At 72.2% G+C, this 25,771-nt stretch carries 22 protein-coding genes and 2 pseudogenes; 13 read left to right on the plus strand and 11 right to left on the minus strand.

The window, feature by feature from the left end; genetic code table 11:
- Nucleotides 1-99 precede the first annotated feature (99 nt).
- The 7 genes from ACZ42A_RS17775 to ACZ42A_RS17805 all read left to right on the plus strand — a co-directional run bounded on the left by ACZ42A_RS17775 (nt 100) and on the right by ACZ42A_RS17805 (nt 8,813).
- The gene (locus tag ACZ42A_RS17775; RefSeq protein WP_468528443.1) at nt 100-777 is read left to right on the plus strand and encodes a FadR/GntR family transcriptional regulator; all 678 of its coding nucleotides are present in this window, start codon (nt 100-102) and stop codon (nt 775-777) included.
- Entirely contained in the window at nt 774-2,225 is a 1,452-nt protein-coding gene (locus ACZ42A_RS17780) for an amino acid permease (protein ID WP_468528141.1), read from the plus strand. The genes ACZ42A_RS17775 and ACZ42A_RS17780 overlap by 4 nt, the downstream gene beginning before the upstream one ends.
- A 44-nt stretch (nt 2,226-2,269) precedes the next feature.
- A complete protein-coding gene (locus ACZ42A_RS17785) occupies nt 2,270-3,280 on the plus strand; it encodes an asparaginase (protein WP_468528142.1) in 1,011 nt (336 codons plus the stop codon).
- A gap of 287 nt (nt 3,281-3,567) precedes the next feature.
- The gene (aspA, locus tag ACZ42A_RS17790; protein WP_468528143.1) at nt 3,568-4,977 is read left to right on the plus strand and encodes an aspartate ammonia-lyase; all 1,410 of its coding nucleotides are present in this window, start codon (nt 3,568-3,570) and stop codon (nt 4,975-4,977) included.
- Between the two features lie 56 nt (nt 4,978-5,033).
- Nucleotides 5,034-5,966: a glutaminase gene (locus tag ACZ42A_RS17795; protein ID WP_468528144.1), complete on the plus strand. Its 933-nt coding sequence runs from the start codon at nt 5,034-5,036 to the stop codon at nt 5,964-5,966.
- A gap of 94 nt (nt 5,967-6,060) precedes the next feature.
- On the plus strand, nt 6,061-7,464 hold the full coding sequence (mptB, locus tag ACZ42A_RS17800) for a polyprenol phosphomannose-dependent alpha 1,6 mannosyltransferase MptB (protein WP_468528145.1): 1,404 nt from the start codon (nt 6,061-6,063) through the stop codon (nt 7,462-7,464).
- Nucleotides 7,461-8,813 carry a glycosyltransferase 87 family protein gene (locus ACZ42A_RS17805; RefSeq protein WP_468528146.1) on the plus strand — a complete coding sequence of 451 codons (1,353 nt, stop codon included), beginning with the start codon at nt 7,461-7,463 and terminating at the stop codon, nt 8,811-8,813. The genes mptB and ACZ42A_RS17805 overlap by 4 nt, the downstream gene beginning before the upstream one ends.
- Nucleotides 8,814-8,851: 38 nt before the next feature.
- Here ACZ42A_RS17805 and ACZ42A_RS17810 read toward each other — a convergent pair.
- Nucleotides 8,852-9,733: pseudogene (locus tag ACZ42A_RS17810) on the minus strand (D-alanyl-D-alanine carboxypeptidase family protein); the annotation flags it as partial.
- An 86-nt stretch (nt 9,734-9,819) separates the two neighbouring features.
- Nucleotides 9,820-10,998, minus strand: a complete 1,179-nt coding sequence (gene rho, locus ACZ42A_RS17815; RefSeq protein ID WP_468528147.1) for a transcription termination factor Rho — start codon at nt 10,996-10,998, stop codon at nt 9,820-9,822.
- A 253-nt stretch (nt 10,999-11,251) separates the two neighbouring features.
- On the opposite strand from rho, the gene ACZ42A_RS17820 reads away from it, so the two are divergent.
- Nucleotides 11,252-11,785, plus strand: a complete 534-nt coding sequence (locus ACZ42A_RS17820; RefSeq protein ID WP_468528148.1) for a GNAT family N-acetyltransferase — start codon at nt 11,252-11,254, stop codon at nt 11,783-11,785.
- Nucleotides 11,786-11,809: 24 nt separating this feature from the next.
- Nucleotides 11,810-12,541 (plus strand): class I SAM-dependent methyltransferase, encoded by a 732-nt coding sequence (locus ACZ42A_RS17825; RefSeq protein WP_468528149.1) that lies wholly within the window; start codon nt 11,810-11,812, stop codon nt 12,539-12,541.
- 18 nt (nt 12,542-12,559) lie between these two features.
- On the opposite strand, the gene ACZ42A_RS17830 is transcribed toward ACZ42A_RS17825, so the two are convergent.
- The 7 genes from ACZ42A_RS17830 to ACZ42A_RS17860 form a co-directional block, all read right to left on the minus strand.
- On the minus strand, nt 12,560-13,330 hold the full coding sequence (locus ACZ42A_RS17830; protein WP_468528150.1) for a winged helix-turn-helix domain-containing protein: 771 nt from the start codon (nt 13,328-13,330) through the stop codon (nt 12,560-12,562).
- Nucleotides 13,331-13,471: 141 nt separating this feature from the next.
- Nucleotides 13,472-14,638, minus strand: a complete 1,167-nt coding sequence (locus tag ACZ42A_RS17835; protein WP_468528151.1) for a serine hydrolase domain-containing protein — start codon at nt 14,636-14,638, stop codon at nt 13,472-13,474.
- A 133-nt stretch (nt 14,639-14,771) separates the two neighbouring features.
- A complete protein-coding gene (locus ACZ42A_RS17840; protein WP_468528152.1) occupies nt 14,772-15,740 on the minus strand; it encodes an acetylxylan esterase in 969 nt (322 codons plus the stop codon).
- 133 nt (nt 15,741-15,873) lie between these two features.
- Entirely contained in the window at nt 15,874-16,458 is a 585-nt protein-coding gene (locus tag ACZ42A_RS17845; protein WP_468528153.1) for an Rv1733c family protein, read from the minus strand.
- A 103-nt stretch (nt 16,459-16,561) separates the two neighbouring features.
- A complete protein-coding gene (locus ACZ42A_RS17850; RefSeq protein ID WP_468528154.1) occupies nt 16,562-17,317 on the minus strand; it encodes a ferredoxin reductase in 756 nt (251 codons plus the stop codon).
- Nucleotides 17,310-17,915, minus strand: a complete 606-nt coding sequence (locus tag ACZ42A_RS17855; protein ID WP_468528155.1) for a sulfite oxidase-like oxidoreductase — start codon at nt 17,913-17,915, stop codon at nt 17,310-17,312. The genes ACZ42A_RS17850 and ACZ42A_RS17855 overlap by 8 nt, the downstream gene beginning before the upstream one ends.
- 76 nt (nt 17,916-17,991) lie before the next feature.
- Nucleotides 17,992-18,432, minus strand: coding sequence for a MarR family winged helix-turn-helix transcriptional regulator (locus tag ACZ42A_RS17860; RefSeq protein WP_468528156.1), 441 nt, complete (start codon nt 18,430-18,432; stop codon nt 17,992-17,994).
- A gap of 103 nt (nt 18,433-18,535) precedes the next feature.
- Between ACZ42A_RS17860 and ACZ42A_RS17865 the strand changes: the two genes are divergently transcribed.
- From ACZ42A_RS17865 to ACZ42A_RS17875, 3 genes are all read left to right on the plus strand, one after another.
- The gene (locus tag ACZ42A_RS17865) at nt 18,536-19,564 is read left to right on the plus strand and encodes a hypothetical protein (RefSeq protein ID WP_468528157.1); all 1,029 of its coding nucleotides are present in this window, start codon (nt 18,536-18,538) and stop codon (nt 19,562-19,564) included.
- Between the two features lie 179 nt (nt 19,565-19,743).
- Nucleotides 19,744-20,553, plus strand: a complete 810-nt coding sequence (locus ACZ42A_RS17870) for a putative protein N(5)-glutamine methyltransferase (RefSeq protein WP_468528158.1) — start codon at nt 19,744-19,746, stop codon at nt 20,551-20,553.
- A 943-nt stretch (nt 20,554-21,496) separates the two neighbouring features.
- Nucleotides 21,497-21,901, plus strand: coding sequence for a hypothetical protein (locus tag ACZ42A_RS17875; protein ID WP_468528159.1), 405 nt, complete (start codon nt 21,497-21,499; stop codon nt 21,899-21,901).
- A gap of 96 nt (nt 21,902-21,997) precedes the next feature.
- Here the strand turns inward: ACZ42A_RS17875 and istB are convergent, their stop codons facing one another.
- Together istB and istA are read right to left on the minus strand one after the other, a co-directional pair.
- Nucleotides 21,998-22,828 (minus strand): IS21-like element helper ATPase IstB, encoded by an 831-nt coding sequence (istB, locus tag ACZ42A_RS17880; RefSeq protein ID WP_468528160.1) that lies wholly within the window; start codon nt 22,826-22,828, stop codon nt 21,998-22,000.
- Nucleotides 22,825-24,500: pseudogene (gene istA / locus ACZ42A_RS17885) on the minus strand (IS21 family transposase). Before istA ends, istB begins: the two are co-directional and overlap by 4 nt.
- Before the next feature lie 351 nt (nt 24,501-24,851).
- Here istA and ACZ42A_RS17890 point away from each other — a divergent pair.
- Nucleotides 24,852-25,766 (plus strand): hypothetical protein, encoded by a 915-nt coding sequence (locus ACZ42A_RS17890; protein ID WP_468528161.1) that lies wholly within the window; start codon nt 24,852-24,854, stop codon nt 25,764-25,766.
- The last annotated feature ends 5 nt before the right edge of the window (nt 25,767-25,771 follow it).

The following is a 25,771-nucleotide window of genomic DNA, read 5'->3' on the forward strand; positions in this document are numbered from 1 at the left end:
ACTTCCCTTGACAGGCCCCTCGCGTTACCCGCAGGATCGACCACCGTGAACCTGTCAGACAGCCAGACAGGTGGTCCGGGCCCGCGGCGCGTCAGCGCCATGGAAGCGGTGCTCGGCCACCTTCGCGGCGCCATCGAGCGCGGCGAGTACGCGATCGGCGACAAGCTGCCCTCCGAGGCGGAGCTGTGCCGCACCCTCGAGGTCTCCCGCCCCGTGCTGCGCGAGGCACTGCGCGCCCTCCAGGCGCTCGGCCTGACGGTGGCCAAGACCGGCAAGGGCACCTTCGTGGTGGCGAACAGCGTCGAGGACCCCACCTTCGGCGACTACGCGGCCAGCGACCTGCTGGAAGTGCGCCGCCACGTCGAGATCCCGGTCGCCGGCTACGCGGCGCTGCGCCGCACCCCGGAGAACCTCGATCACCTCGCCCACCTCCTGGACCGTATGGAACGGGAGACCGACACCACCGCGTGGGTCGCGATGGACACCCTCTTCCATCTGGCCGTGGCCGAGGCCGCCCAGAACCCGGTGTTCCGCCGGGTGATCGAGGAGATCCGCGACGCCCTCGCCCGCCAGTCCGCGTTCCTGAACGAACTCGGCGGCCGGCGCGAGCAGTCCAACCGCGAGCACCGGGCCATCGTCGAGGCGCTGATCGACGGTTCCGAGCACGACGCCGTCGAGGCGATGTCGCACCACCTCGACCGCGTCGAGACCACCCTCACCCACATCGTGCGCCCCGCGCGCACGGACACCCCCATGGAAGGCGGACCCGAGGCGTGAGCGAGCAGTCCCTGCACGATGAGGTGCAGACGGCGCACACCGGTGTGCAGAAACGTTCCACCCATGTCGACGCCGGAGACGAGGGCTACAGCAAGTCCCTCAAGTCCCGCCACGTCAACATGATCGCCATCGGCGGCGCCATCGGCACCGGCCTCTTCCTCGGCGCGGGCGGCCGCCTCGCCGACGCGGGCCCGTCCCTCTTCATCGCCTACGCGGTCTGCGGCATCTTCGCCTTCCTCGTCGTCCGAGCCCTGGGCGAACTGGTCCTCTACCGCCCCTCCTCCGGCGCCTTCGTGTCGTACGCCCGCGAGTTCATGGGCGAGAAGGGCGCGTACACCGCGGGCTGGATGTACTTCCTCAACTGGGCGACCACCGGCATCGCCGACATCACCGCGGTGGCCACGTACACCCACTACTGGGGCATGTTCTCCGACATCCCCCAGTGGGTCCTGGCCCTCATCGCACTCGCCGTCGTCCTCACCGTGAACCTGATCTCGGTGAAGATCTTCGGCGAACTGGAGTTCTGGTTCGCGATCGTCAAGGTCGGCGCGCTCGTCGTCTTCATGTGCATCGGCATCTTCCTGCTGGTCACCCAGCACCCCGTCGACGGCCACACCCCCGGCCCGTCCCTGATCACCGACAACGGCGGCATCTTCCCCAACGGCCTGCTGCCCATGCTTCTGATCGTCCAGGGAGTCGTCTTCGCCTACGCCTCCGTCGAACTGGTCGGCGTGGCCGCCGGTGAGACCGAGAACCCCGAGAAGATCATGCCGAAGGCGATCAACTCGATCATGTGGCGCGTGGGCCTCTTCTACGTCGGCTCGGTCGTCCTCCTCTCCATGCTGCTGCCCTGGTCGTCGTACAAGGCGGGGGAGAGCCCCTTCGTCACCGTGCTCTCCAACATCGGCGTCCCGGCCGCCGGCGGCATCATGAACCTGGTCGTCCTCACAGCCGCGATGTCCTCCCTCAACTCGGGCCTGTACTCCACCGGCCGCATCCTGCGCTCCATGGCGATGGCCGGTTCCGCCCCCAAGTTCACGAGCGTCATGAGCCGCAGCAAGGTCCCCTACGGCGGCATCCTGCTCACCAGCGGCTTCTGCGTCCTGGGCGTCGGCCTCAACTTCGTCGTCCCGGCCGAGGCGTTCGAGATCGTGCTGAACTTCGCCGCGATCGGCATCCTCGCCACCTGGGGCATGATCATGATCTGCCACCTCCTCTTCTGGAAGAAGACCCAGCAGGGCGAGCTGGACCGCCCCGGCTACCGCCTGCCGGGCTCCCCCTGGACCGAGATCGTGACGCTGGCGTTCCTCGCCTCCGTCCTGGTCCTCATGTACGCCGACGGCGGCGCCGGACGCACCACCGTGCTGTGTCTGCCGCTGATCGTCGCAGCCCTGGTCGCGGGCTGGTACGCCATCCGCGGCCGGATCGGAACCAAGGCCGACGCGTGAACCACGCCCCGGCCGACACCCACCCACCACAGAACCAGGCAGTGATGTACAGCAGTTCCGTCGCGGACGCACCCCTCGTCCGCGAGCCCCTCCACGCCCCCGTCGCCCACCTCATCCGCGGCGGGGTCGTCGAGGGCATCCACTACGGCTCCGTCGTCGTCCTCGACACCGACGGCCAGGTCACCTTCCAGCTCGGCGACATCGAGGCGGCCTTCTACCCGCGCTCGGCACTCAAGCCGGTCCAGGCCGTCGCCATGGCACGTGCCGGCCTCCCGCTCGACGGCGAACTGCTCTCCCTCACCGCCGCCAGCCACTCCGGCGAGGAACGCCACCTCGCCGGCACCCGGCGGATCCTGGAACTGGCCGGGCTCACCGAGGACCACCTGCGCAACACGCCGGACATGCCGTTCGACCCCGTCGTACGGGACGCCTGGATCCAGCAGAACCGCCTGCCCTCCCGGCTCGCCCAGAACTGCTCCGGCAAGCACGCGGCCATGCTCTACACCTGCAAGCTCAACGGCTGGTCCCTGGACGACTACCTCGACCCGGCCCACCCCCTCCAGCAGGCGATCGCCGAGATCGTGGAGGACCTGACCGGCCAGCGGATCGCAGCCGTCACCGTCGACGGCTGCGGCGCCCCGCTGTTCTCCGTCTCCCTGCACGGCCTCGCCCGCGCCGCCGCCCGGATCACCACCGCCGCGCCCGGCACCCCCGAGGCCCGCGTGGCCGACGCCATGCGCGACCACGCGGAGATGGCCTCCGGCTCCGGCCGGGACGTCGCCGCGCTGATGCGGGCCGTCCCCGGCCTCCTCGCCAAGGACGGCTTCGAGGGGGTCCAGGTCGCCGCGCTGCCCGACGGCCGCGCGATCGCCGTCAAGATCGCTGACGGCGCGAACCGCGCTCGCATCCCCGTCGCCGCCGCGGCCCTCGCCCGCGCCGGCGTCGACCCCGCCCTGCTCACCGAGTTCGCCGGCGAGCCCCTGCTAGGCGGCGGCACCCCGGTAGGCGAGGTCCGCCCGGCCCGGGCGCTGGACCCCGTGACGGCCGCGGCCTGAAGCAGCTGCCTGCGCGGCCAGACGCAACGCAGCAAGGCGAGACGTCCCGCACCCGCGTACGGCGAGCAGGGGACGTGGCGGGGGGGGGGGGGCCCCCCCCCCCCCCCCCCCCCCCCCCCCCCCCCCCCCCCCCCCCCCCCCCCCCCCCCCGCGGCCCCGACCCACCCCCCGCACCGGGCGCGACGCACACCACGACGCACCGGCGGAGGCCGCCGCAGGCACGCCCCGCCACCCACCACCCGACACTCACCACACCCCACCACCCTCTGAAAGAGGACCCAGGCACCATGACCGCCGCCACCCGCAGCGAACACGACCTCCTCGGCGACCGCGACGTCCCCGCCGACGCCTACTGGGGCGTCCACACCCTCCGCGCCACCGAGAACTTCGCGATCACCGGCACCCCGATCTCCGCGTACCCCCACCTGATCACCGCCCTCGCCGCCGTCAAGGAGGCCGCCGCCCTCGCCAACGAGGAGCTGGGCCTGCTGGACCCGAAGAAGGCCGCCGCGATCGTCGCCGCCTGCCGCGAGATCCGCGCCGGCGAGCTGCACGACCAGTTCGTGGTGGACGTCATACAGGGCGGCGCCGGCACCTCCACCAACATGAACGCCAACGAGGTCGTCGCGAACCGCGCACTGGAGCTCCTGGGCCACGAAAAGGGCCAGTACGAGCACCTGCACCCCAACGAGGACGTCAACCTCGGCCAGTCGACCAACGACGTCTACCCCACCGCCGTCAAGATTGCCACGGTCTTCGCGGTCCGCGGCCTGCTCAAGGCGATGTCCGTCCTCCAGGACGCCTTCGCCCGCAAGGCCGTGGAGTTCCGCGACGTCCTGAAGATGGGCCGCACCCAGCTCCAGGATGCCGTACCGATGACGCTGGGCCAGGAGTTCTCCGCGTACGCCGTCATGCTCGACGAGGACCGCAGCCGCCTCGCCGAGGCCGTCGAGCTGATCCACGAGATCAACCTCGGCGCGACCGCCATCGGCACCGGCCTCAACGCACCCCTCGGCTACGCCGAGTCGGCCCGCCGCCACCTCTCCGACATCACCGGCCTCCCCCTGGTCACCGCCGCGAACCTCGTCGAAGCCACCCAGGACTGCGGCGCGTTCGTCCAGATGTCCGGCGTCCTCAAGCGCATCGCCGTCAAGCTCTCCAAGAGCTGCAACGACCTCCGCCTGCTCTCCTCCGGCCCGCGCGCCGGCCTCGGCGAGATCAACCTCCCGCCCGTACAGGCAGGCTCGTCCATCATGCCCGGCAAGGTCAACCCGGTGATCCCCGAGGTCGTCAACCAGGTCGCCTTCGAGGTGATCGGCAACGACGTCACCATCACCATGGCCGCCGAGGCGGGCCAGCTCCAGCTCAACGCCTTCGAGCCGATCATCCTGCACTCCCTCTCGGAGAGCATCACCCACCTGCGCAACGCCTGCGTCACCCTCGCCGAACGCTGCGTCTCCGGAATCACCGCCAACACCGAGGTCCTGCGCGCCAGCGTGGAGAACTCCATCGGCCTGGTCACCGCCCTGAACCCGCACATCGGGTACACGGCCGCCACCGACATCGCCAAGGAAGCGCTCGCCACGGGCCGGGGCGTGGCCGAACTCGTCCTGGAGAAGGGCCTGTTGCCGGAGGAGAAGCTGGCCGCCCTGCTGCGGCCCGAGGTCGTCGCGGGCAACGGCTCGCCCATCGTCTGACCTGCGAGATCCGGACGGACACACCGAATGCGCACCAGGATCGGCCGGGAGGCACAATGGTGATCATGACGTCGTCGATGACCTTCCAGCCGGTCCTGGAGCGCATCGCCGAGGAGATCGAGCGCACACCCGGCCGCGGCCGGTCCGCCGACTACATCCCGGCACTCGCCGCAGCCGACCCACGCCGCTTCGGCATGGCCGTCGCGGAACTGGACGGCACGGTGTACGGCGTGGGGGACTGGCGCGAGCCGTTCTCCACGCAGTCCGTCACCAAGGTCTTCACCCTCGCCCTCGACCTGGCCCGCGAGGGCGACGAACTCTGGGAGCACGTGGGTCGCGAGCCCTCCGGCAACCCGTTCAACTCGCTGGTCCAGTTGGAGTACGAGAACGGCATCCCCCGCAACCCGTTCATCAACGCGGGCGCGCTCGTCGTCACCGACCGCCTGCACACCCGTACCGGGGACGCGGCGGGCACCCTCCTGGACTTCCTGCGCGCCGAGTCCGGCAACCCGGAGCTGTCGTACGACGAGGAGGTCGCCGCCTCCGAGGCCGCGCACGGCGACCGCAACGCGGCCCTCGCCCACTTCATGGCGTCGTACGGCAACATCGACAACCCGGTCCCGGAACTGCTCGACCAGTACTTCCGCCAGTGCTCGCTGCGGGCGTCCTGCGCCGACCTGGCCCGCGCCACCGCCTTCCTGGCCCGGCACGGTGTCCGCGCCGACGGCTCCCGGCTGCTGACCCGCAGCCAGGCCAAGCAGGTCAACGCGGTCATGCTGACGTGCGGCACGTACGACGCGGCGGGCGACTTCGCGTACCGCGTCGGCCTGCCCGGCAAGAGCGGGGTCGGCGGCGGCATCATCGCGGTCGTCCCGGGCCGCTGCACCCTGTGCGTCTGGAGCCCCGGGCTCGACGAGCGCGGCAACTCGGTGGCGGGAGTGGCGGCCCTGGACCGGTTCACCACACTGACGGGCTTGTCGGTGTTCTGACGGGGCGCTCGGCCGAGCCCCACGACCCGCACCCGGCAACGAATGGGCACCCACCGGTAACTTTCCGGCCACCCCACCTCGACACACTGCCCCAGTGTTGGCCAAGGCTTCCTCCGTCGATCTCCGCCGCTGCCAGATCCTGGGACTGGCCGGCACCGCCATCCTCGCCCTGGGCGGTGAGACGGCCGGAGCCCTGCCGGTCCGCGAGGTACTGTCACCCGCGTCGCCCGGCGCCGCGCTCGGCGTGGTCGGCGTCTACTTCGGCGTCGTCCTGCTGATCGCCGCCTGGGCGCTGCTCGGCCGACTGCTCCGCGGCCCCGAACCGCCCACCCCACGGGCCCTCCTTCTCGTCCTCGCCGTCTGGGCGGCGCCCCTCCTGCTGGCCCCGCCACTGTTCAGCCGGGACGTCTACAGCTATCTCGCGCAGGGCGCCATGGTCGACGCGCGGATCGACGTGTACGCCCACGGCCCGTCCGCCCTCGGCGGTCCACTGGCCGACGAGGTGGCCCCGCTGTGGCGGCACACCGCGGCCCCGTACGGGCCGGTGTTCCTGGCCGTCGCGTCCGCGCTCTCCGGCCTGACCGGCGGCGAACTCCCCGCCGGTCTGCTGGGGATGCGCCTGGTCGCCCTGCTCGGCGTCGCACTGATGGCGGCGGCGCTGCCCCGGCTCGCCCGGCACAGCGGTGCCGACCCGGCGGCCGCGCTGTGGCTCGGCGCGCTCAACCCGCTGGTGCTGCTGCACCTGGTGGCCGGGGCCCACAACGACGCGATGATGCTGGGGCTGCTCGGCGTGGGCCTGGTCGCGGCGCTCGGCCGCAGGCCGGTCCTGGGCACCGTCCTCATCACCCTTGCCGCGCTGGTCAAGGCGCCCGCGATACTCGGCCTGGCAGCCGTCGTCGTCCTCCAGGCACGCATCGGACACCACCCCGCCCGCGCCGTACTGACGACCGGCCTGACCACGGCCACCACCACCATCGCCGCCACGGCCGCCGCAGGCACCGGTTACGGCTGGATAGCCGCCCTCAACACCCCTGTCTCCCCGCACAACTGGGCGCTCACCAGCCTGCTCGGCCGGGCCACCGCCGCCCTGCTGGAACGCCTCGGCAGCGATCTGGCCCCGCTCGCCGTCCCCGCCTGGCACGCGCTCGGCCTCGCCCTGACGGCGGCCGTCCTGCTCTTCGTCTGGCTGCGGCTGCGTCCGCGCCCGGTGTACGCGCTCGGGCTGAGCCTCGCCGCGGTGGCCGCGTTCGGACCGGCGATCCGCCCCTGGTACGCGTTGTGGGGCCTGTTCCTCATCGCCGCGGCGGCCCCCAGCACCTCGGTACGGCACCGGGTGGCCGCCGTGACCTGCGTACTCGCCCTTGCCGTGCTGCCCAGCGGCGGCCCGGCGGACCTCGGCCAGCTGCTGCTGGCCGTCTCCGGCGGTGTCCTCGCCGTGGTCGTCCTGTGGCAGGCCCACCAGGCGGCGCAGGCCCCGGTCCTGGGGCGCACCGCATGAGCCTGCCCCGCACCGACCGCGGACGACTGCTGCTCGTCCTCGCCCTCGCCACCGCCGTGACCGTCTTCACCGCGACCGTGCCGCTGCTGCGCGACTGGTTCGACCTGCGCGTCTACCACGGGGCGGTGCACCACTGGATCCACGACGGCGGCAGCCTCTACGACTACCGGGTGCCGGGCACACCGTACGGCTTCACCTATCCGCCCTTCGCCGCCGTCGCCATGCTGCCGATGGCCCTGGTGGGGATGGGCACCGCCGTCGTGATCGCCCTGCTGCTGAACCTGGCCGCCCTCGCCGTGAGCCTGCGCCTGCTGACCGGCACGGCGTGGCGCCGCTACGGCTGGTACGGCTGCGCCCTGGCCGCCTGTGCGCTCGCGCTGTACGAGCCGGTCCGCGACACCGTCAGTTTCGGCCAGGTCAATCTGGTCCTGCTGGCGCTGGTGCTGGGCGACGCCTGGCTGCTGGCCACGGGGCGGGAACGCCTCGCCGGTATCGGCATCGGGCTCGCCGCGGCGATCAAGCTGACGCCCGCGCTCTTCATCGGCCTGCTGCTGCTCGCCCGCCGTGGCCGGGCCGCAGCGCTGGCGACGGGAGTGGCCGCGGGCGCTACCGCGTTCGCCGCGTGGCCGGCACCGGACGCGTCCCGCTTCTACTGGACGCGGGGACTGTGGGACACCGGCCGGGTGGGCCGGCTCGACTACGTCTCCAACCAGTCGGTGCAGGGCGTCCTGGCCCGCCTCGGCCTCACCGGCCACGGCGTGTGGGCGGTGGCCGTGCTGCTGGTGCTCGGCGTGTGGGCGTGGCGCTCCCGCCGGGCGGTCGCGGCGGGGGACTGGCCCGCCGCCTTCGCGCTGACCGGGCTGACGGCCTGTCTGGTCAGCCCGGTCACCTGGGTGCACCATCTCGTGTGGCTGCTGCCGGCGTTCGCCGTGCTGGTCCGCGCCGGACGGGCGCGCCTGGCGGGCGCCCTGTACGCGGTGCTGTGCACGAGCGTGGTGTGGCTGTGGTTCCACGACGCGTCCGGCGTCGACGGCTTCCTCGGCAGCAACGCCTACACCTGGATCACCCTCGGTCTGCTGCTGTGGCTGCCGGCCGGTCACTCCCGTGCCGTACGGCCGAACAGAAGCCGCAGCGCCAGCGCGACCGCCCCGGCGCCCAGCCCCGCGGCGGCCGCGATCGCCGCCCCCTCGGCCCAGCCCGGCCCGGGGTCGGGGGCGGCGGCCGCGGCGGCCGGTACGACGTCGGGCCCCGGCCTCGGCCGGGCCCGCAGGGCGTCCAGCGAGCCCACCGGGTCCACCCGGCCGGCCGCGTCGAACCCCCAGTCGAGCAGCGAGCGAGCCTCCTCGTAGACGGCGAACCCGTCGCCCTCCCGCGGGTTCAGCACCGTCACCACGAGAGTCCGCTTGCCCTTGCGCGCCGCGGCGACCAGGGTGTGGCCCGCGTTGCTGGTGTAGCCGTTCTTGACGCCGATCAGCCCCGGATACCGCTCGACGCCGTCGGCGCCGGTGAGCAGCCGGTTGGTGTTCTGGATCGGGTACGCCCATCCGCCGCCGTCCGGGAACCGGGCCTCGGCCGTGCCGCAGTACCGCGTGAAGTCCGCGTTGCGCAGCCCGGCGCGCCCGAACACCGCCAGGTCGTACGCCGAGGACACCTGGCCCGGCGCGTCGTACCCGTCGGGCGACAGCACGCGGGTGTCGAGCGCCCCCAGCGCACGCGCCTTGGCCTGCATCCGCTGCGCGGTCGTCCGCCAGCCCCCGTTGAGTGTGGCGAGCACGCGCACCGCGTCGTTGCCGGAGCTGAGGAAGACCCCGCGCCACAGATCGGCGACCCGGTAGGTGCGGCCCTCGGCGACCCCGACCAGGCTGCTGCCCTCGCCGACGTCCGCGAGCTCGTCCGGCTCGACCCGGTGCCGGATGCCGCCGGGCAGCACCGGCAGCACGGTGAGCGCGAAGAGGGTCTTGAGCGTGCTCGCGGGCGGCAGCTTGCGGTGCGCGTCGTGCGCGGCGAGCACCTCGCCGGTGCCGGCGTCGGCCACCAGCCAGGCCCGCGCGGAGACGTCCGGGACCTCAGGCGCCCCGGCGCGCGGCCGGACGTGGGTGCCCGGCCGGTACAGCAGCGAGGGCTGCGGGGCCGCCGCCCGCGGGCCGCCCGGCGCGCCGGGGTCGGTGCCGGCCGGGGCGGCCGCCGCGACGGGCGCGAGGGCCAGGGCGCCCGCCAGACAGACACCGCACACCGACACGGTCATCCGGGATGAGAATCCGATCGTCATACGATCAACGTAGAAACGCTTCCGGTGCGCCTCGCGCTGACTGGGCCATTCGCCGTAGGTGTGCACCCGGATGCCACACGCTTCCCCTAGCCGGACGGGAGCGTCGGCTGGACGCGCCGCAGGAACGTCGCGTTGTCCGGGGTCTCGCGCATCCGCTGCAGCAGGGTCTCCAGGTCGGTCGCCGCGTCCCGGGACCGCAGGGCCCGGCGCAGGCCGCGGGCGGCCGTCAACTCGGCGGGGGAGAGGAGCAGTTCCTCGCGGCGGGTGCCGGAGGCGGTGAGGGAGACGGCCGGGAAGACGCGGCGGGCGGCGAGCTCGCGGTCGAGCCGGAGCTCCATGTTGCCGGTGCTCTTGAGCTCCTCGAAGAAGTACTCGTCGGCCCGGGAGCCGGTCTCCACCAGCGCCGTCGCGAGGATGGTGAGCGAACCGCCCTCCTCCGCCTGGCGGGCCGCCCCGAAGAACCGCTTGGGGCCGGTCAGCGCGGCCGCGTCGACACCCCCGCTGAGGGTGCGCCCGCCGGAGGAGGCCGCGTTGTTGTACGCCCGGCACAGCCGGGTCAGCGAGTCGAGCAGGATCACCACGTCCTCGCCCTGCTCGACGAGCCGCCTGGCCCGCTCGACGACGAGTTCGGCGAGGGCGATGTGCTGCCGGGGCGGCCGGTCGAAGGTCGAGGCGTACACCTCGCCGCGCACCGAGCGCCGCATGTCGGTGACCTCCTCGGGGCGTTCGTCGAGCAGGACGACCATGAGCCGGCACTCGGGGTGGTTCCCGGCGATCGCCGCCGCGGTCTGCTGGAGCAGGACGGTCTTGCCGGTCTTCGGCGGGGCCACGATCAGCCCGCGCTGCCCCTTGCCGACCGGTGTGATCAGGTCGGCGAGCCGTCCGGTGAGCCCGGCCGCCGGGTGCTCGAGGCGCAGCCGCCGGTGCGGGTGCAGCGGAGTGAGGTCGTGGAAGTGGGGCCGGCCGCGCAGTTCGCCGGGCGTTCGGCCGTTGACGTGTGCGACGCCGGTCAGCGCGCCCCGTGCGCCGCCGACGCCGTCGACGAGGTCGCCCTTGCGCAGCCCGTACCGGCGCATCAGCGCGGCCGGGACCTGCGGGTCCTCGGGCGACGGCAGACAGTGCTCGGCGCGCAGCCGGCCCTTCCCGCTCGCGTCGACGTCGAGGACGCCGGTGACGGCCTGGGCGGCCGGGGACTGCTGCTGGACGGGAGGTTCGAGAGTGGTGGTCACGTGGTGGGTCCTTTCGAGGACACGGACGGAAAGCATGCGGAGGGAAGGAAGAAGCCGCGCGGAGGAGACGGGCGCACAGCGCGCCCTGGGGCGGCGGGGACACACCTCAGGCGAACAGAGGTGGGAGAAAAGGAAAGAAAACAGAGAACCGGTACCGGCGCCCACGACGGGGCGTACACAAGTACCATCGGTACTGTACCACGTACGGCGATGAGGCAACTGCACGCAGCCCGTCCCGGACGCACGCCCGGCAGGGCGCTCGCGCCCCGGACGCGGTACACATCGGACCATGGACACCGCGCTGACCACCGACCGGCTGATCATCCGTGACTGGACCGTCGACGACGCCGACGCCGCCCTGGAGATCTACGGCTCCCCGGACGTCGCCCACTGGCTCACCCCGGCGATGGAGCGCGTCCGCGACGTGGCCGCCATGCGCTGCCTGCTCCAGGCCTGGCAGGAGAGCGGGCCGAACCTGGTGCCGCCCCGGGGCCGCTGGGCGGTGCAGCGCCGGGACGACGGCACGGTCGTCGGCGGCCTCGGCATCCGGCTGCTGCCGCCGTACGAGGACGACCTGGAGGTGAGCTGGCAGCTGGCCCCCGAAGCCTGGGGCCAGGGCTATGCGAGCGAGGCCGCCCGGGCGCTGATCGGCTGGGCGTTCACCCAGGACACCGACGAGCTGTTCGCCGTGGCCCGGCCCGCCAACCAGCGCGCGGTCGCCACCGCGAAACGCCTCGGCATGCAGTGGGTCGGCGAGACGACCAAGTACTACGACCTGCGCCTCCAGGTCTACCGCGTCCGCCCCGGCGACCTGACCCCGTGATCCCGACCCCGTAAGCTGGCGCGGATGTTCAGCCCCGAAGGTCCCAGCCTCCGCGAACTCGCCGTCCAGGCGCTGTCGTCGGTCGAGCGCGGCTACGACCTGCTCGCGCCGAAGTTCGACCACACCCCGTTCCGCACCCCGGACTCCGTCCTGGAGGCGGTGACCGCGGCGCTGGGCCGGATCGGGCCCTTCGAGGACGGGCTCGACCTGTGCTGCGGCACCGGGGCGGGTGTCGGAGTGCTGTCCCGGGTGTGCGCGCGGAGCGCCACCGGGGTCGACTTCAGCGCGGGCATGCTGGAGATGGCCCGGCGGCAGGTCCGGTCCCCGGAGGGCGGACCGCGGGTCTCCTGGGTCCGCGCGGACGCCCGCGCGCTGCCCTTCGGGCCGGTCTTCGACCTCGTGGTCAGCTTCGGGGCGTTCGGGCACTTCCTGCCGGCCGAACTGCCGGGGCTGTTCGCCCAGGTCCGCGGTGTGCTGCGGCCGGGTGGCCGCTTCGTCTTCCCGGTCGTCGCCCCGCCCCGGCCCGGCTCGCTCGCCTCCTGGATGCTGCTGGGCTTCGACGCGGTGATGCGGGTGCGCAACGCCCTCTGGCGGCCGCCGTTCGTCATGTACTACCGGACCTTCGGGCTCGGCCGGGTCCACGGCGAGCTGGAGCGCGCCGGGTTCGCCGTGGAGCTGTACGCCCTGCCGGAGTTCGGGCACCGGCGGGACGGGAGCCCACGGGTCCGGCTGGTGGCGGCCCGACGGCTCCCGTAGCGGCGCGGCGGGGCCGGGTCAGACCGCCGCGGGCAGGGTGAACTCGTAGACCAGCGCGTCCTGGTGGGCGTCCACGACGAGGTCGGTGATCTCCAGCGGCCGGGCGTACTGGTCCTGCACCAGCCGGGTCACCCGGACCGAGGACGCGTCCGGGATCCGGGTGATGGTGTCCCGGTGGTGCAGGGTCAGACCGGCCCGGCGCATCCAGTCGTACGCGCGCCGCAGCTGGGCCGAGGAGGTGCCGTCGGCGCGGTCGCGGTAGCGGCCCAGCTCCTCGACCTCGGCGAGCGCCACGGCGGAGAAGGACGTCACGGCGGTGCGCCGGCCCCGGCCGTCGGCGCCGGCCGACTCGTAGCGGTGCACCAGGGTCGGCCGGTGCGGGGCGAGCCCCAGGGCCTCGGCGTGCCCGGGCGGCGGGGCCTCCCAGGTCACGGTGGCCCGGTCGACGGCGCGCGGGTCCGCCGGGCGGCGGGCGCCGACCGGGAAGGCGAGCGACGTCGGATGCTCGACCGGCGGACCGGGCAGGGTGGCGTGGCTGCCCCGCCGGTCGGTGGCGACCAGGCCGTCGCGGCGCAGGACGTCGAGCGCCTGCCGTACGGTCTCCCGGCTGACCCGGAAGTGCTCGGCCAGCTGCCGTTCGCCGGGCAGCCGTTCGCCGGGCGGGATGATGCCGGCGCGCAGCTCGCCCAGCAACTCGGCGGCGATCCGCCAGTACAGGGGCCGGTCGTCGGTCCGGTGGGCAGGCCGCTCGGCGGTCTGCGGGTGGTCGTGCGGGGTGGTGCGGGCCATGCCGCGCCCTCCTGTTGGTGACGTGCCGTAGCCATGCGGGCTCATTGCGCCACCATCTCTAGCATTGGTCTAAACCAGCAGGGAAGGGCGGCCCGGCGGTTCGGCCGAAACCGCACCGCCCGGACCGCCCTTCCCCGTGCGTCACAGAGCGCTGAACAGGGCCTCCACCAGGGCCATCTTCCGCGGGTCGTCGGCGATGTGCGGGCCCATGCGGTTCATCACGTAACCCAGCGAGATCCCCGCCTCCGGGTCCGCGAGCCCGCAGGAGCCGCCGAAGCCGTCATGGCCGAAGGCGCGCGGGTTCGGCCCGTACGAGCCGTTCGTGCCGCTCAGCCACAGGCCGAGCCCGATCTCCGTCTCCCGGTCGAGCCCGGCGTCGAGCACCAGGTCCCGGCAGGCGCCCTGACCCTCGCGCACCCGCTCGGCCGCGTCGGCGGACAGCACGCGGTGCCCGCCGAGGGCGCCCCGGCCCGCGAGGATGCCGTACAGGTCCGCGACCGCGCGGGCGGTGCCGTGGCCGTTGGCGGCGGGTATCTCGGCGGCCCGCCACTCGGGTGTATTGGCCTCCTTCGCCCCCACCGCCGGGTTGGTCAGCGCGGCCAGCGCGGCGGGTGCCAACTGGCCGAACACCGCCGCCTGTTCGCTGCGCGGGGCGGCCGGCGCGTGCACCAGGCCGGCGGCGCGCCCGGCCTCCTTCTCCGGCAGGCCGATGGTGAAGTCGATGCCGAGCGGCCCGGTCACCTCCCGCTCCAGGAAGGCGCCCGGCAGCAGCCCGGAGACCCGGCGCACCACCTCGCCGACCAGATGCCCGAAGGTCAGGGCGTGATAGCCGGACCGGGTGCCCGGCTCCCACCAGGGCGCCATGGCCGCGAGCCGCCGGGTCGTCAGCTCCCAGTCGCACAGCTGCGCGAAGGAGTGCGGCTCGCGCGGGCCGGACAGTCCGGCCCGGTGGGAGAGCAGATGCCGGACGAGCACCCGCTCCTTGCCCGCCGCGGCGAATTCCGGCCAGTAGGCGGCCACCGGGGCGTCGAGGTCGAGCAGTCCCCGGTCGGCGAGGAGGTGGGCGCACAGCGCCACCGGCCCCTTGGTGGTGGACCAGACGTTGACCAGGGTGTCGCGCTCCCAGGGGCGGGTGCGGCCGGGGTCCGCCCAGCCGCCCCACAGATCGACCACCGGTACCCCGTCGACCCTGACGGCGACCGCGGCGCCCAGTTCGCCGCGGTCGCGGAAGTTCTCCTCGAACGCCGTGCGCACCGCCGTGAAGCGGCTGTCGCAGTGGCCGTGGATCGCCGGCTCTCGCTCGGACATGCACCCTCCGTCGTCCGTCGACACGCCCGGCGCGCGCTGCTGCGGCCGGGCGCGCCGAACATACCGACTGGTCGGACCGGAGGGAAGTGGACGCCCCTGACATCGGCCACCGGCGAGACCGGCCGCCGCGGGATCAGGCGTACGACCGCAGCCAGCGCATCCTGGCCCGGTCCTGGTACGGCCCGCCGCCCTCGTGGTCGTTGAAGTCGTACACCTCGATGGCCTTGTCGTCGTGCGCCCAGGCGTTGAACGCCGCGAAGACGGTCGAGGGCGGGCAGGTCTGATCCTCCAGTGCCGCCGAGAACAGCGCCGGCGCCCGGCCGCGGGCGGCGAAGTGCACACCGTCGAAGTAGGACAGGGTGCGCAGGGCGTCCTCGGCGCGGCCGCGGTGCGTCTTGAGGTAGAGGCCGACCTCCCGGTACGGGTGGCGGTCCGTCAGGGTGGTCGCGCGCGGGTAGTCGCACAGGAACGGCACGTCCGGCGCGATCGCCACCAGGTCGGGCACCAGCCCGCCCACCGCGATGGTGATGCCGCCGCCCTGGCTGGCGCCGAGCGCGACGGTACGGGAGGCGTCGGTCAGCGGATGCGAGCGGGCCGCCTCGACGGCGCGTACGGCGTCCGTGAACACCCGGCGGTAGTAGTAGTTCTCCGGCGCGTCGATGCCCCGGGTCATGAAACCGGGGTAGGCGGGGGCGCCGCCCACCGGGTCGGCGGTGCCGCCCCCGCCGCCCCAGGCGCTGCCCTGGCCGCGGGTGTCCATCACGAAGTGCGCCCGGCCGGTCGAGGCCCACAGCAGGTGCTCGTGCGGCAGTCCGCGCCCGCCGCCGTAGCCGACGAACTCCACCACCAGCGGCAGCGGTTCGTCCGCGTCGGCGGGCAGTACCAGCCACCCCTTCACCGGGTGGCCGCCGAACCCGGCGAACGCCACGTCGTACACCCGCACGGTGGACAGCCCCGTGTCGACGGGCTCGAACCGGACGTCCAGGTCGTGCTCGCGCGCCTCTTGGAGGGTCTTGGACCAGAAGGCGTCGAAGTCCTCGGGCTCGGTGGAGGCACTGCGGTACTCGCGCAGTTCGTCGAGCGGGAGGTCGAACAAGGCCATGGAGGACCGCCTTTTGTGAAAGGGCCATTGATGATCAGCCACGGTACGGTCGCGTGACGATCGATCGCCAGACCTTGGTCCGAATTTCGGACTCGGTCCGGTACCCCGAACAAAGCCTGCCCTTGGCGGTCGCTCACGCCCGCCGCCGGGTCCACTCCGGCTCGGTGCGCGCCCACTCCCGTTCCCACTCGGCCAGCCGGTGGCGGGTCGCCGTCCGGCGGACCACCGCGTGGCCGAGCAGCACCACCCCGGCCGCGGCGCCCGTCGCGCACACGCCCATGGCGACGGTGTGCTGCCAGATCGCGCTGCCGTCCAGCGGCGGAGGCACACTGTGGCCTCGCTCGTCGAACCACACGTCGACCTTCGCGCCCGCCTCGGTGCCCGCCGGAACCCGCGCGACCGCCGTCCGCTCGCCCCCGGCGGGGTCGGCCCAGCGCACGGTCGCCCGGTACGCGTACTCACGGCCGCCCTGCAGCGCGGGCAGCGAGTCGGGGCTGCGGCCGACCACCTCGACGCGCACCCGCTCCCGCTCCGCGCGCTGCTCGGCCGCCGTCGACCGCGCGTCCTGGTACCCCCACCAGGCCGCGCCCACCCCGGCCAGCGGGGCGCCCAGCACCAGCAGGACGGCGACGACCAGCACCGTCCACGCCTCCACGACGTCCGACCGGCGCCGCAGCGGATTGCTCCGCCAGCGCCAGCCGCGCATCCGGGTTCGCATCTCGCCTCCTCGCCGCGTTCGCGTGCGAGTACCCCTATGCATCTCGTACCCCGTCCGGTGGGGTTCGTTCACGCAGAGTGCGAGCGGGCCGTGCCCGGCAGGCTCAGCCGAAGCGTTCGATGCGGATCCGGTCCACCGGCTGTCCGGCCGCCACGAGCAGCCGGGAGGCGTGCTCGGCGAAGGCGTTGGAACCGCAGATGTAGGCCTCCCAGCCGCCCGGCGGCTGCTCGGCCAGGACCGGCTCCAGGTGCGCGGCCGTCATCCGGCCCAGGGGCACGCCCGGCGGGGCGCTCCGGGTGAACACGGGGGTGGTCTCGGCGCCGTACTCCCGCGCGTAGATCAGCTCCTCGGGGCTGCGCGCGGACACCAGCAGCCGCAGCGGGACGTCGAGCCCCCGCGCCCGGTGGTGCCGGACCATCGACATCAGCGGTACGACGCCGGAGCCGGCGCCGATCAGCAGGGCGGGCCGGTCGCCGGGCCAGGCGAAGAACCCGCTGACCGGGCCGCGCACCTCGACCCGGTCGCCGGGCCGGGCCTCGGTGTGGAACCAGCCGGAGACCTCGCCGCCCTCGACGTGGTCCAGGGTCAGCTCGATGTGCCCGGAGTCGTCGGGCGCGGACGCCAGCGAGTAGTGGCGCTGGGCGAAGTACCCGTCCTCGGCCGTCAGCCGCAGCTGGAGATGCTGGCCGGGGACATGGCCCACCCAGGCGGGCACCGCGAACCGGAAGGTGGCGGCGCGCGGAGTCTCCCGGCGGATCTCGGTGAGGGTGGCGGTCTGCCAGACGTTCGCGCCCTGGTGGGTCACGGCGATCCGGCCGGGGATGGCGAACCGGGTCGGGGGAGTGAAGGTCTCAGTCACCGGAGTACCGCTGCTCCTCCCACGGGTTGCCCCGCGCGTGATAGCCGTTCTGCTCCCAGAAGCCGGGCTCGTCGTGGTCGAGGATGCTCAGGCCCGCGATCCACTTGGCGCTCTTCCAGAAGTACAGGTGCGGCACCAGCAGCCGCGCCGGGCCGCCGTGCTCGGGGGCGAGCGGCTGTCCGTCGTAGGTGAAGGCGATCCACGCCTTCCCGCCGGTCAGGTCGGTCAGCGGCAGGTTGGTGGTGTACCCGGTGTGGGAGTAGGCGACCGCGTGCGTGGCGGACGGGAGCGGCCGTACGGCCTCCAGGAACGTGTCCACCGACACGCCCCCGAAGCGCACCCCGAACTTCGACCAGCTCGTCACGCAGTGGATGTCGCCCTCGTACTCCGAACCGGGCAGCGCGTGCGCCTGCTCCCAGCTCCAGGTGCGGGGTTCCTCGACCAGCCCGTCGACGCGGAAGGTCCAGTCGGCGGCGGCGAGGTCGGGGGTGACCTCGGCGGACAGGACGGGCCAGTCGTCGCCCGCGTCGTACTGTCCGGGCGGCAGGCCCGGACGGTGGACGCGCGGGCGTCCGGTGAAGCCTCGGGTGACGTTCATGGTTCAACCGTACGTGCAGGTGGTGCGGGCTCCGACGCCCGGGGGGTGATCGTGACGGACGCCCCGTCCGGCCCGGTCAGGCGTCTTCGGCGTCCGGCGGTGTCCAGGCGTTGTAGCGGATCAGATACTCCGCGAACCGGGTCAGATCCTCCTCCGGCCAGTCCGCCAGCCGCTCCCGGAACGCCGCCCGGCGGCTCTCGGTGACCTGGGCGAGGAGCCGGCGGCCGGTGTCGGTGAGATGCAGCACCTGCACCCGGTGGTCGTCCGGGTCGAGCCGCCGCTCGATCAGCCCGGCCCGTTCCAGGGCGGCCACCTGGCGGCTGACGGTGGACTTGTCCAGGGCGTAGTGCGCGGCCAGGTCGGCGGCGCGGCAGCCGCCGCGCTCCTCCAGATGGCCGAGCAGGGTGTACGAGACGAGCGACAGCTCCGGATGCATGCGCCCCGCCGAGGCGCGGGCGCGGCGGGCGAAGGCCGTCATCTCGCGCTGGATGGCCTCCACGGCCTCGGCTGCTGTCACGGGACCTCCCTCGCGGATCTAGTTGTATAGTACAACTTGAAGTGAAAGTTGTATATGCCAACCAGTCTTCGGACGGCTTGGCGGACCGAAGGAGGATCCGGGCATGCGGTCACCCGCGCTGCGCCATGTGCTCACGCACCTGATCACACCGCTGCTGATGTGCGTGGGCATGGGGCTCGCGTACATGGGGGCCTTCGTGACCCCCGAGCCGAACCACCTGCCCGTCGCCGTCGTCGGCACCGGTGCCGACGCCAAGGCGTTCGCCCAGTCGGTCGAGGACGAGGCGGGCGACGCGCTCGACGTACGGACCGTCCCCGACCGGGAACGGGCCGTCGGCCTGCTGAAGTCCCGGGACATCACCGGCGCCTACGTCCCGGACGCGAGGACGCCCGAGGTCATCGTCGCCACCGCCGCCTCCGACATGGGCGCCATGGCGGTGGAGAAGGTCTTCACGCCCGTCGCCGAACGCCAGGGCGTCCCGCTGAAGGTGACCGACGTGGCCACGCCGGTCGACGACGACCCCACCGGACAGGGCCTGTTCTTCCTGATGATCGCGGTCAGCATCGGCTCCTACGCCTCGGTGGCCGTGCTCGGCGGCGTGGGCGGCGCCCTGCCGATGCGCCTGCGGGCGCTGCTGACGCTCGGCGTCTCCGTCGTGGTCAGCGGTATCGGCGCGCTGCTCGCCGGGCCCGTCTTCCACCTCGCCCACCACGACCTCGCCGGGGTCTGGGGGCTGGCCTGGCTCTACTCGGCGGGCATCCTGCTCATCGGCGTCGGCCTGCACACCTTCCTCAAGCGCTGGACCACGCTCGCCATGATGGTGCTGTTCGTGATGCTCAACTTCACCAGCTCCGGCGGGCTGTTCCGGCCCGAGCTGCAGAACGGCTTCTTCGGCACCCTGCACGCCTTCTGGAACGGCGCCGGTTTCGTCGAGGGCACCCGCAGCCTGCTGTACTTCGACGGCGACGGACTGGGGCGCACCGTGGGGACGCTGATCGCCTGGCTGGCGGCGGGAGTCGTCGTCACGGCGGTCGCGGGCGCGTACGAGCGGGGCAGGACCGGTCAGGCGATCCCCGCGGTGCGCGAGGCCGAGGAGGCTGAGGAAGAGGCCGAGGAGGCGGTCGGCGTCTGACCGTTCGGGGCGCCGGTATAGGGTGACCGTCGGCCGTGGAAGGACCCGGCCGTGCGAAGCCGGGAGGTGAGACCCATTACCGCTGTGACGGCTCGGGTGCCCTCACCTCACCACGGCGCGGATCGCCGGCCCGGCTGAGGCGCGAGGGCGCCCTTCGGCTCCCGAAAGGCTCAGGGTTCATGCCCGCTTCTCTTCCCTCTTCCCGCACGTCCGTCATCGTCAGGCTGCGCGCCGCCGGCTGTGTGTTCGCCGAGGACGAGGCCGATCTCCTCCTCACCGCCGCCCGCACGCCGGACGAACTCGCCGCCCTGGTGGACCGCCGGGTCGCCGGCCTCCCCCTGGAACTCGTCCTCGGCTGGGCCGAGTTCCGTGGCCTGCGCGTCGCCGTCGAACCCGGCGTCTTCGTCCCCCGCCGCCGTACCGAGTTCCTCGTCGAACAGGCCCTCGCCCAGGCGCCGGACGCGCACGTCGTCGTCGACCTGTGCTGCGGCTCCGGCGCGGTCGGCGCCGCCCTGGCCGACGCCCTCGGCCCCGTCGAACTGCACGCCGCCGACATCGACCCGGCCGCGGTGCGCTGCGCCCGCCGGAACCTCGCCGACGCGGGCGGCCGGGTGCACACGGGCGACCTGTTCGAGGCGCTGCCCGCCGCGCTGCGCGGCCGGGTCGACATCCTCGCGGCCAATGTGCCCTACGTCCCCAGCGGCGAGGTCGGCCTGCTCCCCGCCGAGGCCCGCGACCACGAGCCCCTGACCGCCCTCGACGGCGGCCCCGACGGCCTCGACATCGCCCGCCGGGTCGCCGCCGGGGCCCCCGACTGGCTGGCCCCCGGCGGCTGCGTACTGATCGAAACCAGCGAACGCCAGGCTCCGGCGGCCGTCGAGGCGTTCGCCCGGTCCGGCCTGACGACCCGTCTGGAGACCTCCGAGGATCTGTACGCGCAGGTCGTGGTCGCCGTCAGGAGTACGGCGGATCAGGGCGCCGGCGAGTGACGACCACACGGCGCGTGCGCGTGCCAGTCCCCGCGACGCCGGGATGATCCAGGCGACAGGCCCTGGGACGCGTCTCCCGGACCGCGTAGGCCTCGCGGGGGCCGACACGCGCATCTGCCGCCTCGGCATGGGACGCCGAACACGTCACGCTCGACCGCGTGCCGACGCGGCGGATGCCCCAACGCTTCCTCCGCGCCGCAGATGCCCGACCCGCGCTGCCGGCTCCGTTCGCCGCGCGGGGCGCACCCGCAGAGGTGGCTCGGTACGGCGGCGCGCCCGCGCTCTCGGCTGCGTGCGCCGTGCGGGCCGTACCCATAGGACGCGGCTCGCTTCGGTGGCGGGCATGCGCTCCACCGGCCGGGCAGGTCCAGGTCGGCTTTCGGCGAGCTGGTGGCCTCGAGCCGATCCTGCCCTGATGGGCCGCAAGCTATCGGGGTCGGTTCTGTCGGCGCGTCTGGGCAGTGGTGGCAGCTGGGCGAGGATGATCAGCCGGAGCGGATCGACATCCTTGAGTAGTGCTGCGGCCAACCAGCGGCGGCGAGCTCGGCGGTGTGACTTGGTGAAGCGGTTGCTGGCCCGGCGAGTGCGGTCATGCCAAGTCCGATTCCCGCGGAGCAGCGACAATTGGCGTGGTGGCCGGATCCATGCTGTGCTGGAGGTGTCCGAAGGCCCACCAGCACTGGGCCCTGCGACGGGGGTTGAAGTCGTCATCATTCAGCTGATCACTATGCCCAACTAATCCGGGCGACGTCACGCTGCTCGAATTTCGTGGTCGCAACGACAGTCCCGACCAGAGGCTTCGTGATCACGAGCGCGGGCCACGGCAGCCTTGTCATGCCACGCGGGAGGCGTGGTGAGCACAGACTGCCCATGAATCTCGTAACCGGTGGGGCCGCTTACTTCGAAGCCAGCGAACTCACATGAGCAGGATCGAGGAGTAACGATGAGTAAAAAGGTCAACTACGACTTGCACGGGCCCGGCATCGAGATCAAGTATCACGGTGGCGATCTCCTCATCGAAGGAGACGAACATCTACTTTCGGGGCGCCATATCCTGAGTAAGGACGTGAACCTCTCAGAAGCGTCCGACGGGATCGGGTCACTGATTTCGACTGAGCTCCTCTCCTCAACTCGCAACGGCACCAGAATCACTTTGAGCCTGATCTTGCCGGACGTTCGCTTCACAGGCGAGGAGGTCAACCCTGAGGTTACCGGCGTGGCGATCATCACACAACAGTTCGAAAACATGGTTGGCGGCCCGCCAGCCGTGCTGCAGCACTACGGGGTCCGGACTCTGACCGGCTCAGCGTCTCTCGTCGCACAGACGGCCGCAGACGCCCCTGAATGAAGTTGGCCGCAGCGGCCGTGGCAGATAGAGCAGGCGAGGCGGTGGCGGTATCTCCCGCCGTGTGCGCGGGACCGGATCGGAGTATGAACATGCGCGTCACCGGGCGGTGTTCTGCCGTGCGGACTCGGTGGCCTGGAAACGGTAGGACTCGGTTCCGGTCTGAATTAGCGTGCAGCGGAAGGTGATCCGGTCGGCGATGGCGGCGCAGAGCCTCGGGTCGGCGAAGATATTGTCCCATTCGGCGAACGGGGAGTTGGTGGCCACCGCGGTGGCCTTGCACTCCTCGCGTTCGGTGAAGATCTGGAACGGCAGCCGGGCGCCCTTCTTGTCCAGATTCAGATATCCGAATTCGTCCAGGCAGAGAAGGTCGACTTTGCTGTAGCGGGCGATCACGGAGGACAGGCGCCGGGCGGCGTCCGCCTCGGCGAGCTCGTTCACCAGCGCAGAGGTGGTGGTGTAGCGGACGCTCATGCCAGCCTCGGCGATCGCCGTACCCACTCCGATCAACGGGTGCGACTTGCCCGTTCCGGAGTCACCGATCAGCACGAGTGGGCGGCCTTCCCGCACCCAGGACGTGCTCTTGAGGTCACCGATCGTTTCGGGCAGCACATTGGGGTTGCCGTCGAAGTCGAAGTCCTCCAGCCGCTTGGGCCGTGGGAACTTCGCCGATCTGACCAGTCGTTGCTGGCGGCGGACATCCCGGTCGGCCTGCTCGACCTGCAGCAGGTCGAGCAGGAACTGCTTGTACGAGGACTGTTCACGCCGAGCGGTGGCCGCCACCTCCACGAACCGCTCACGGAAGGCGGGCAGCCGCAGGTCCCGGCATGCCTCATCGATCAAAGCGTCCTCCGGGTCGCTCTCCGGCAGCGGTATCCGGGTGGGCGGAACCTGCTCGGAAGCCGGCTTGGCGGTGGCGGTGGGGCTCATGCGCTGGTGCCCTTTCTTTTCCTCGTGGTGTCGGTCACCGGCGCCAGCAGCCGGTCGCACTTGCTCATGTCCGGCAGCGCGGGACGAGGATCGGGCGGCAGACGCCGGGTGTGCAGCGAGATCACCTTCGCTCCCGCATCACCGTGCGCTTCCTCGACGGCGGTGTCCTCTGCCTCGGCGCCCAGGGCAGTGTCATCTCCGTGGCGGTCTGCGGGCTCGGCTTCTTCCATGCCGCTGCTCTCGATCGCCTTGCGGGCCTCGATCGCGACCAGATCCGTGCTCACCGAGCCGACTTTGAGGACTGTGGCCATCCCGGCGACGACCGCGTCGGCGGGCAGTTGCCGGTGCAGCAACAGCACCTCGATCAGCATCCGGGTGCCTTCTTTGTCCCCGCACCTCTTCTTGGCTGCCGCCCAGAATGCCTCGTGCACCTTGGTGAAGCCGCCCTCGGCGCGGGACTGTGCGAGCGCGGCGGCCCCGGGGAACGCGCCTGGCTTGACCAGCAGGATCTCCAGATAGTGATCCAGGATGTCGTGGTAGGTGTATCGGCGCGGCGCCTTGGGTGTCGGCGATGACTTGGCAGCCGTCGTAGACCCATACCTCGTTAGCCCGCAGCTTCACCCGTACCTTCATGCCGATGAATTTCGCGGGCACCGAGTAGTAGCCCTGGCGAACGGTGACCCGACCGTTTGCGGTGGACCAGCGGCATTAGATCGATCCCGGTGTCGTACTCGTCCACCGGCAGCGGCGCCAACAGCGGCCGCTCCTGCTCGAAGTCAAAGCCGATCGAAGTGGGACGGCCATGGACGTGCCGGGCGTCCTCCGCCGTATCGATCGCCGCCAGGCGCTCGTTGAGATCCGCGAGAGCATCCAAGGCCGGGGCCGGGACCAGGTGCTTGCGTCGAAACCGGCCGCCTTCGTGTTCGACCCCGTCTTTCTCATGCGCCCCTTCCTCACCAGGGCCGCAGTAAAAGGCCGAGAATCCGTACCAGGACCTGAAGGCCACCCATCGTGTCGTCTCCGTGCGGGAACGGCCGAACAGCACCTGCTTCACCGCGGGTTTGAGGTTGTCGTAGCGGATATGGACCTAGGGCACCCCACCCAGCGCCCGAAACGCCTCCACATGCCCCTCGAAGAACGCCTCCTGAGAAGCGGTGGCGTAGACGCGGTGAACGGCCTTGCCCGAGAACGACATCCGCAGCGTGAACAGCACACACTTGCGGCGTTGGCCGGCCAGGTCCAGCCACACGTCCGCGAAGTCGACCTCGGCCTCCTCGCCAGGCCGCTTCTCCTGCGGCACTGTCCCCTCCAGATGCCGACGACCTTCCTTCGCCTCCAAGACGATCTGCGGGCGCCGCTTGCGCACATAGTCACGGACCGTGGAGTACGACGCCTGCTCGAAATCGTGCTCGCCCGCCAGACGCTCCAAAATCCGGTCGACAGTGTGCTTCTGCTTCTTCCACGTCTCCAGGTCCTCGCGCAGCATCGCGTCGATGAAGCCCTTTACCGGCTCCAGCACGCTCTTGCGCGGCGGCGGCTTCTTCCGCCCCGACGGCACCGGACACACCAGCGCCTTCGCCACTGTGTTCCGCGACACCTTGTACCGCTGAGCCAGCACCCGCCCCGAGACCGCCGGATCCAACCGGCGGTCACGACGGATCCGCTCAAAGATCCCTCACGCGACCTGTACACCCACGGGCTCCTGACACGACCTTGATCAACGCGCACAGCGTGACCGGCCAAACAGCCCAAAGCCCCTATTACGCCATCAGCGGCATGTCACACGCCGTCAGACAGGGTGGCTCCCGATCTCGTTGCCGAAGCAGTGGCTCTCGTTCTCACTGCCCCACTGGCTCCCGTTCCCCCTGTCAAAAACATCCGGGGAACGTCACATGGAAGTGACCCCACTCTAGGGCGGGCCGGACGCGCCGGTCCAACGATTTTCGGTGCACCTTCCCGTGAACGCCGGGTGTGGCTCGTGCGTCACAGGAGCGGTACGAACCGTCCGTCCCTGGGGGAGTCCATGCGTACGAACCGTCCACACACGGCACGCGTCCTCGCGGTCCTCGTCGTGCTCGCGGCCGGAGCCGCCACGGTGAGCTGCGGGAACGAGGAGCCCGCCGACGCCCGGGTGCGCGCCGAGGGCCAGCCGCCGGGGGCCGCCGTGCGCGCCCGGCTGGTCGCCGAGGCCTGGGACGGCTCGCGCGCCGCCGAGGTCTGGCGCGCGGGCTACTACCCGCTGGACGAGGCGGTCCGGCTGCCCGAGGGCGCCTTCCGCGACGAGGCCGACAAGAGGGCGTACGCCATCCAGAACTTCGCACTGCGCGGCGAACTCCCCGACACGCCGCGGAAGGAGGGAACGGTGCGGTGGGAGAGCGGCGGCTCGCTCACCCTCCCGCTGACGGACGCCCGGGAGGCGTACGCGGCCCTGGACCGCAACGACGCGCCGGCGCCGCTCACCGTGACCGGTGTGCGGCTCGGCGAGATGACCCTCGCCACCAGCCGCGGCCCGGCCACCGTACCGGCCTGGCTGTTCACCCTGGAGGGCTACGACACCCCGCTGAAGCGGGTCGCGCTCCGCCCCTCCGAGCCGCCGAAGCCGCCGATCGGCCCGGCCCGGGACACGCCGACCGACGCGCTGGGACCGCTGCTGGGCCTCGCCGGAGTCGCCGCGGACGGACGGTCCGTCACCGTCTCCGCCGGGCACGGCGCCTGTGACGACGGGCCCGCCGTCCATGTGCTGGAGACGGACGGCAGCGTGGTGCTGTCCGCCTCGGTCACCGGCTCCGACGACGGCTCCTGCACCGACCAGATGCTCATCGAAGAGGTCACGGTGAAGCTCGGCCGGCCGCTCGGCGACCGGGTGCTGCTGGACGCCTTCACCGGCCGGCCGGTGCCCGTCGACGAGCTGCACGGACAGTCCCCGAGCGACGGCTGAGCCCC

The organism is Streptomyces sp. NPDC030838 (genome assembly GCF_055572035.1).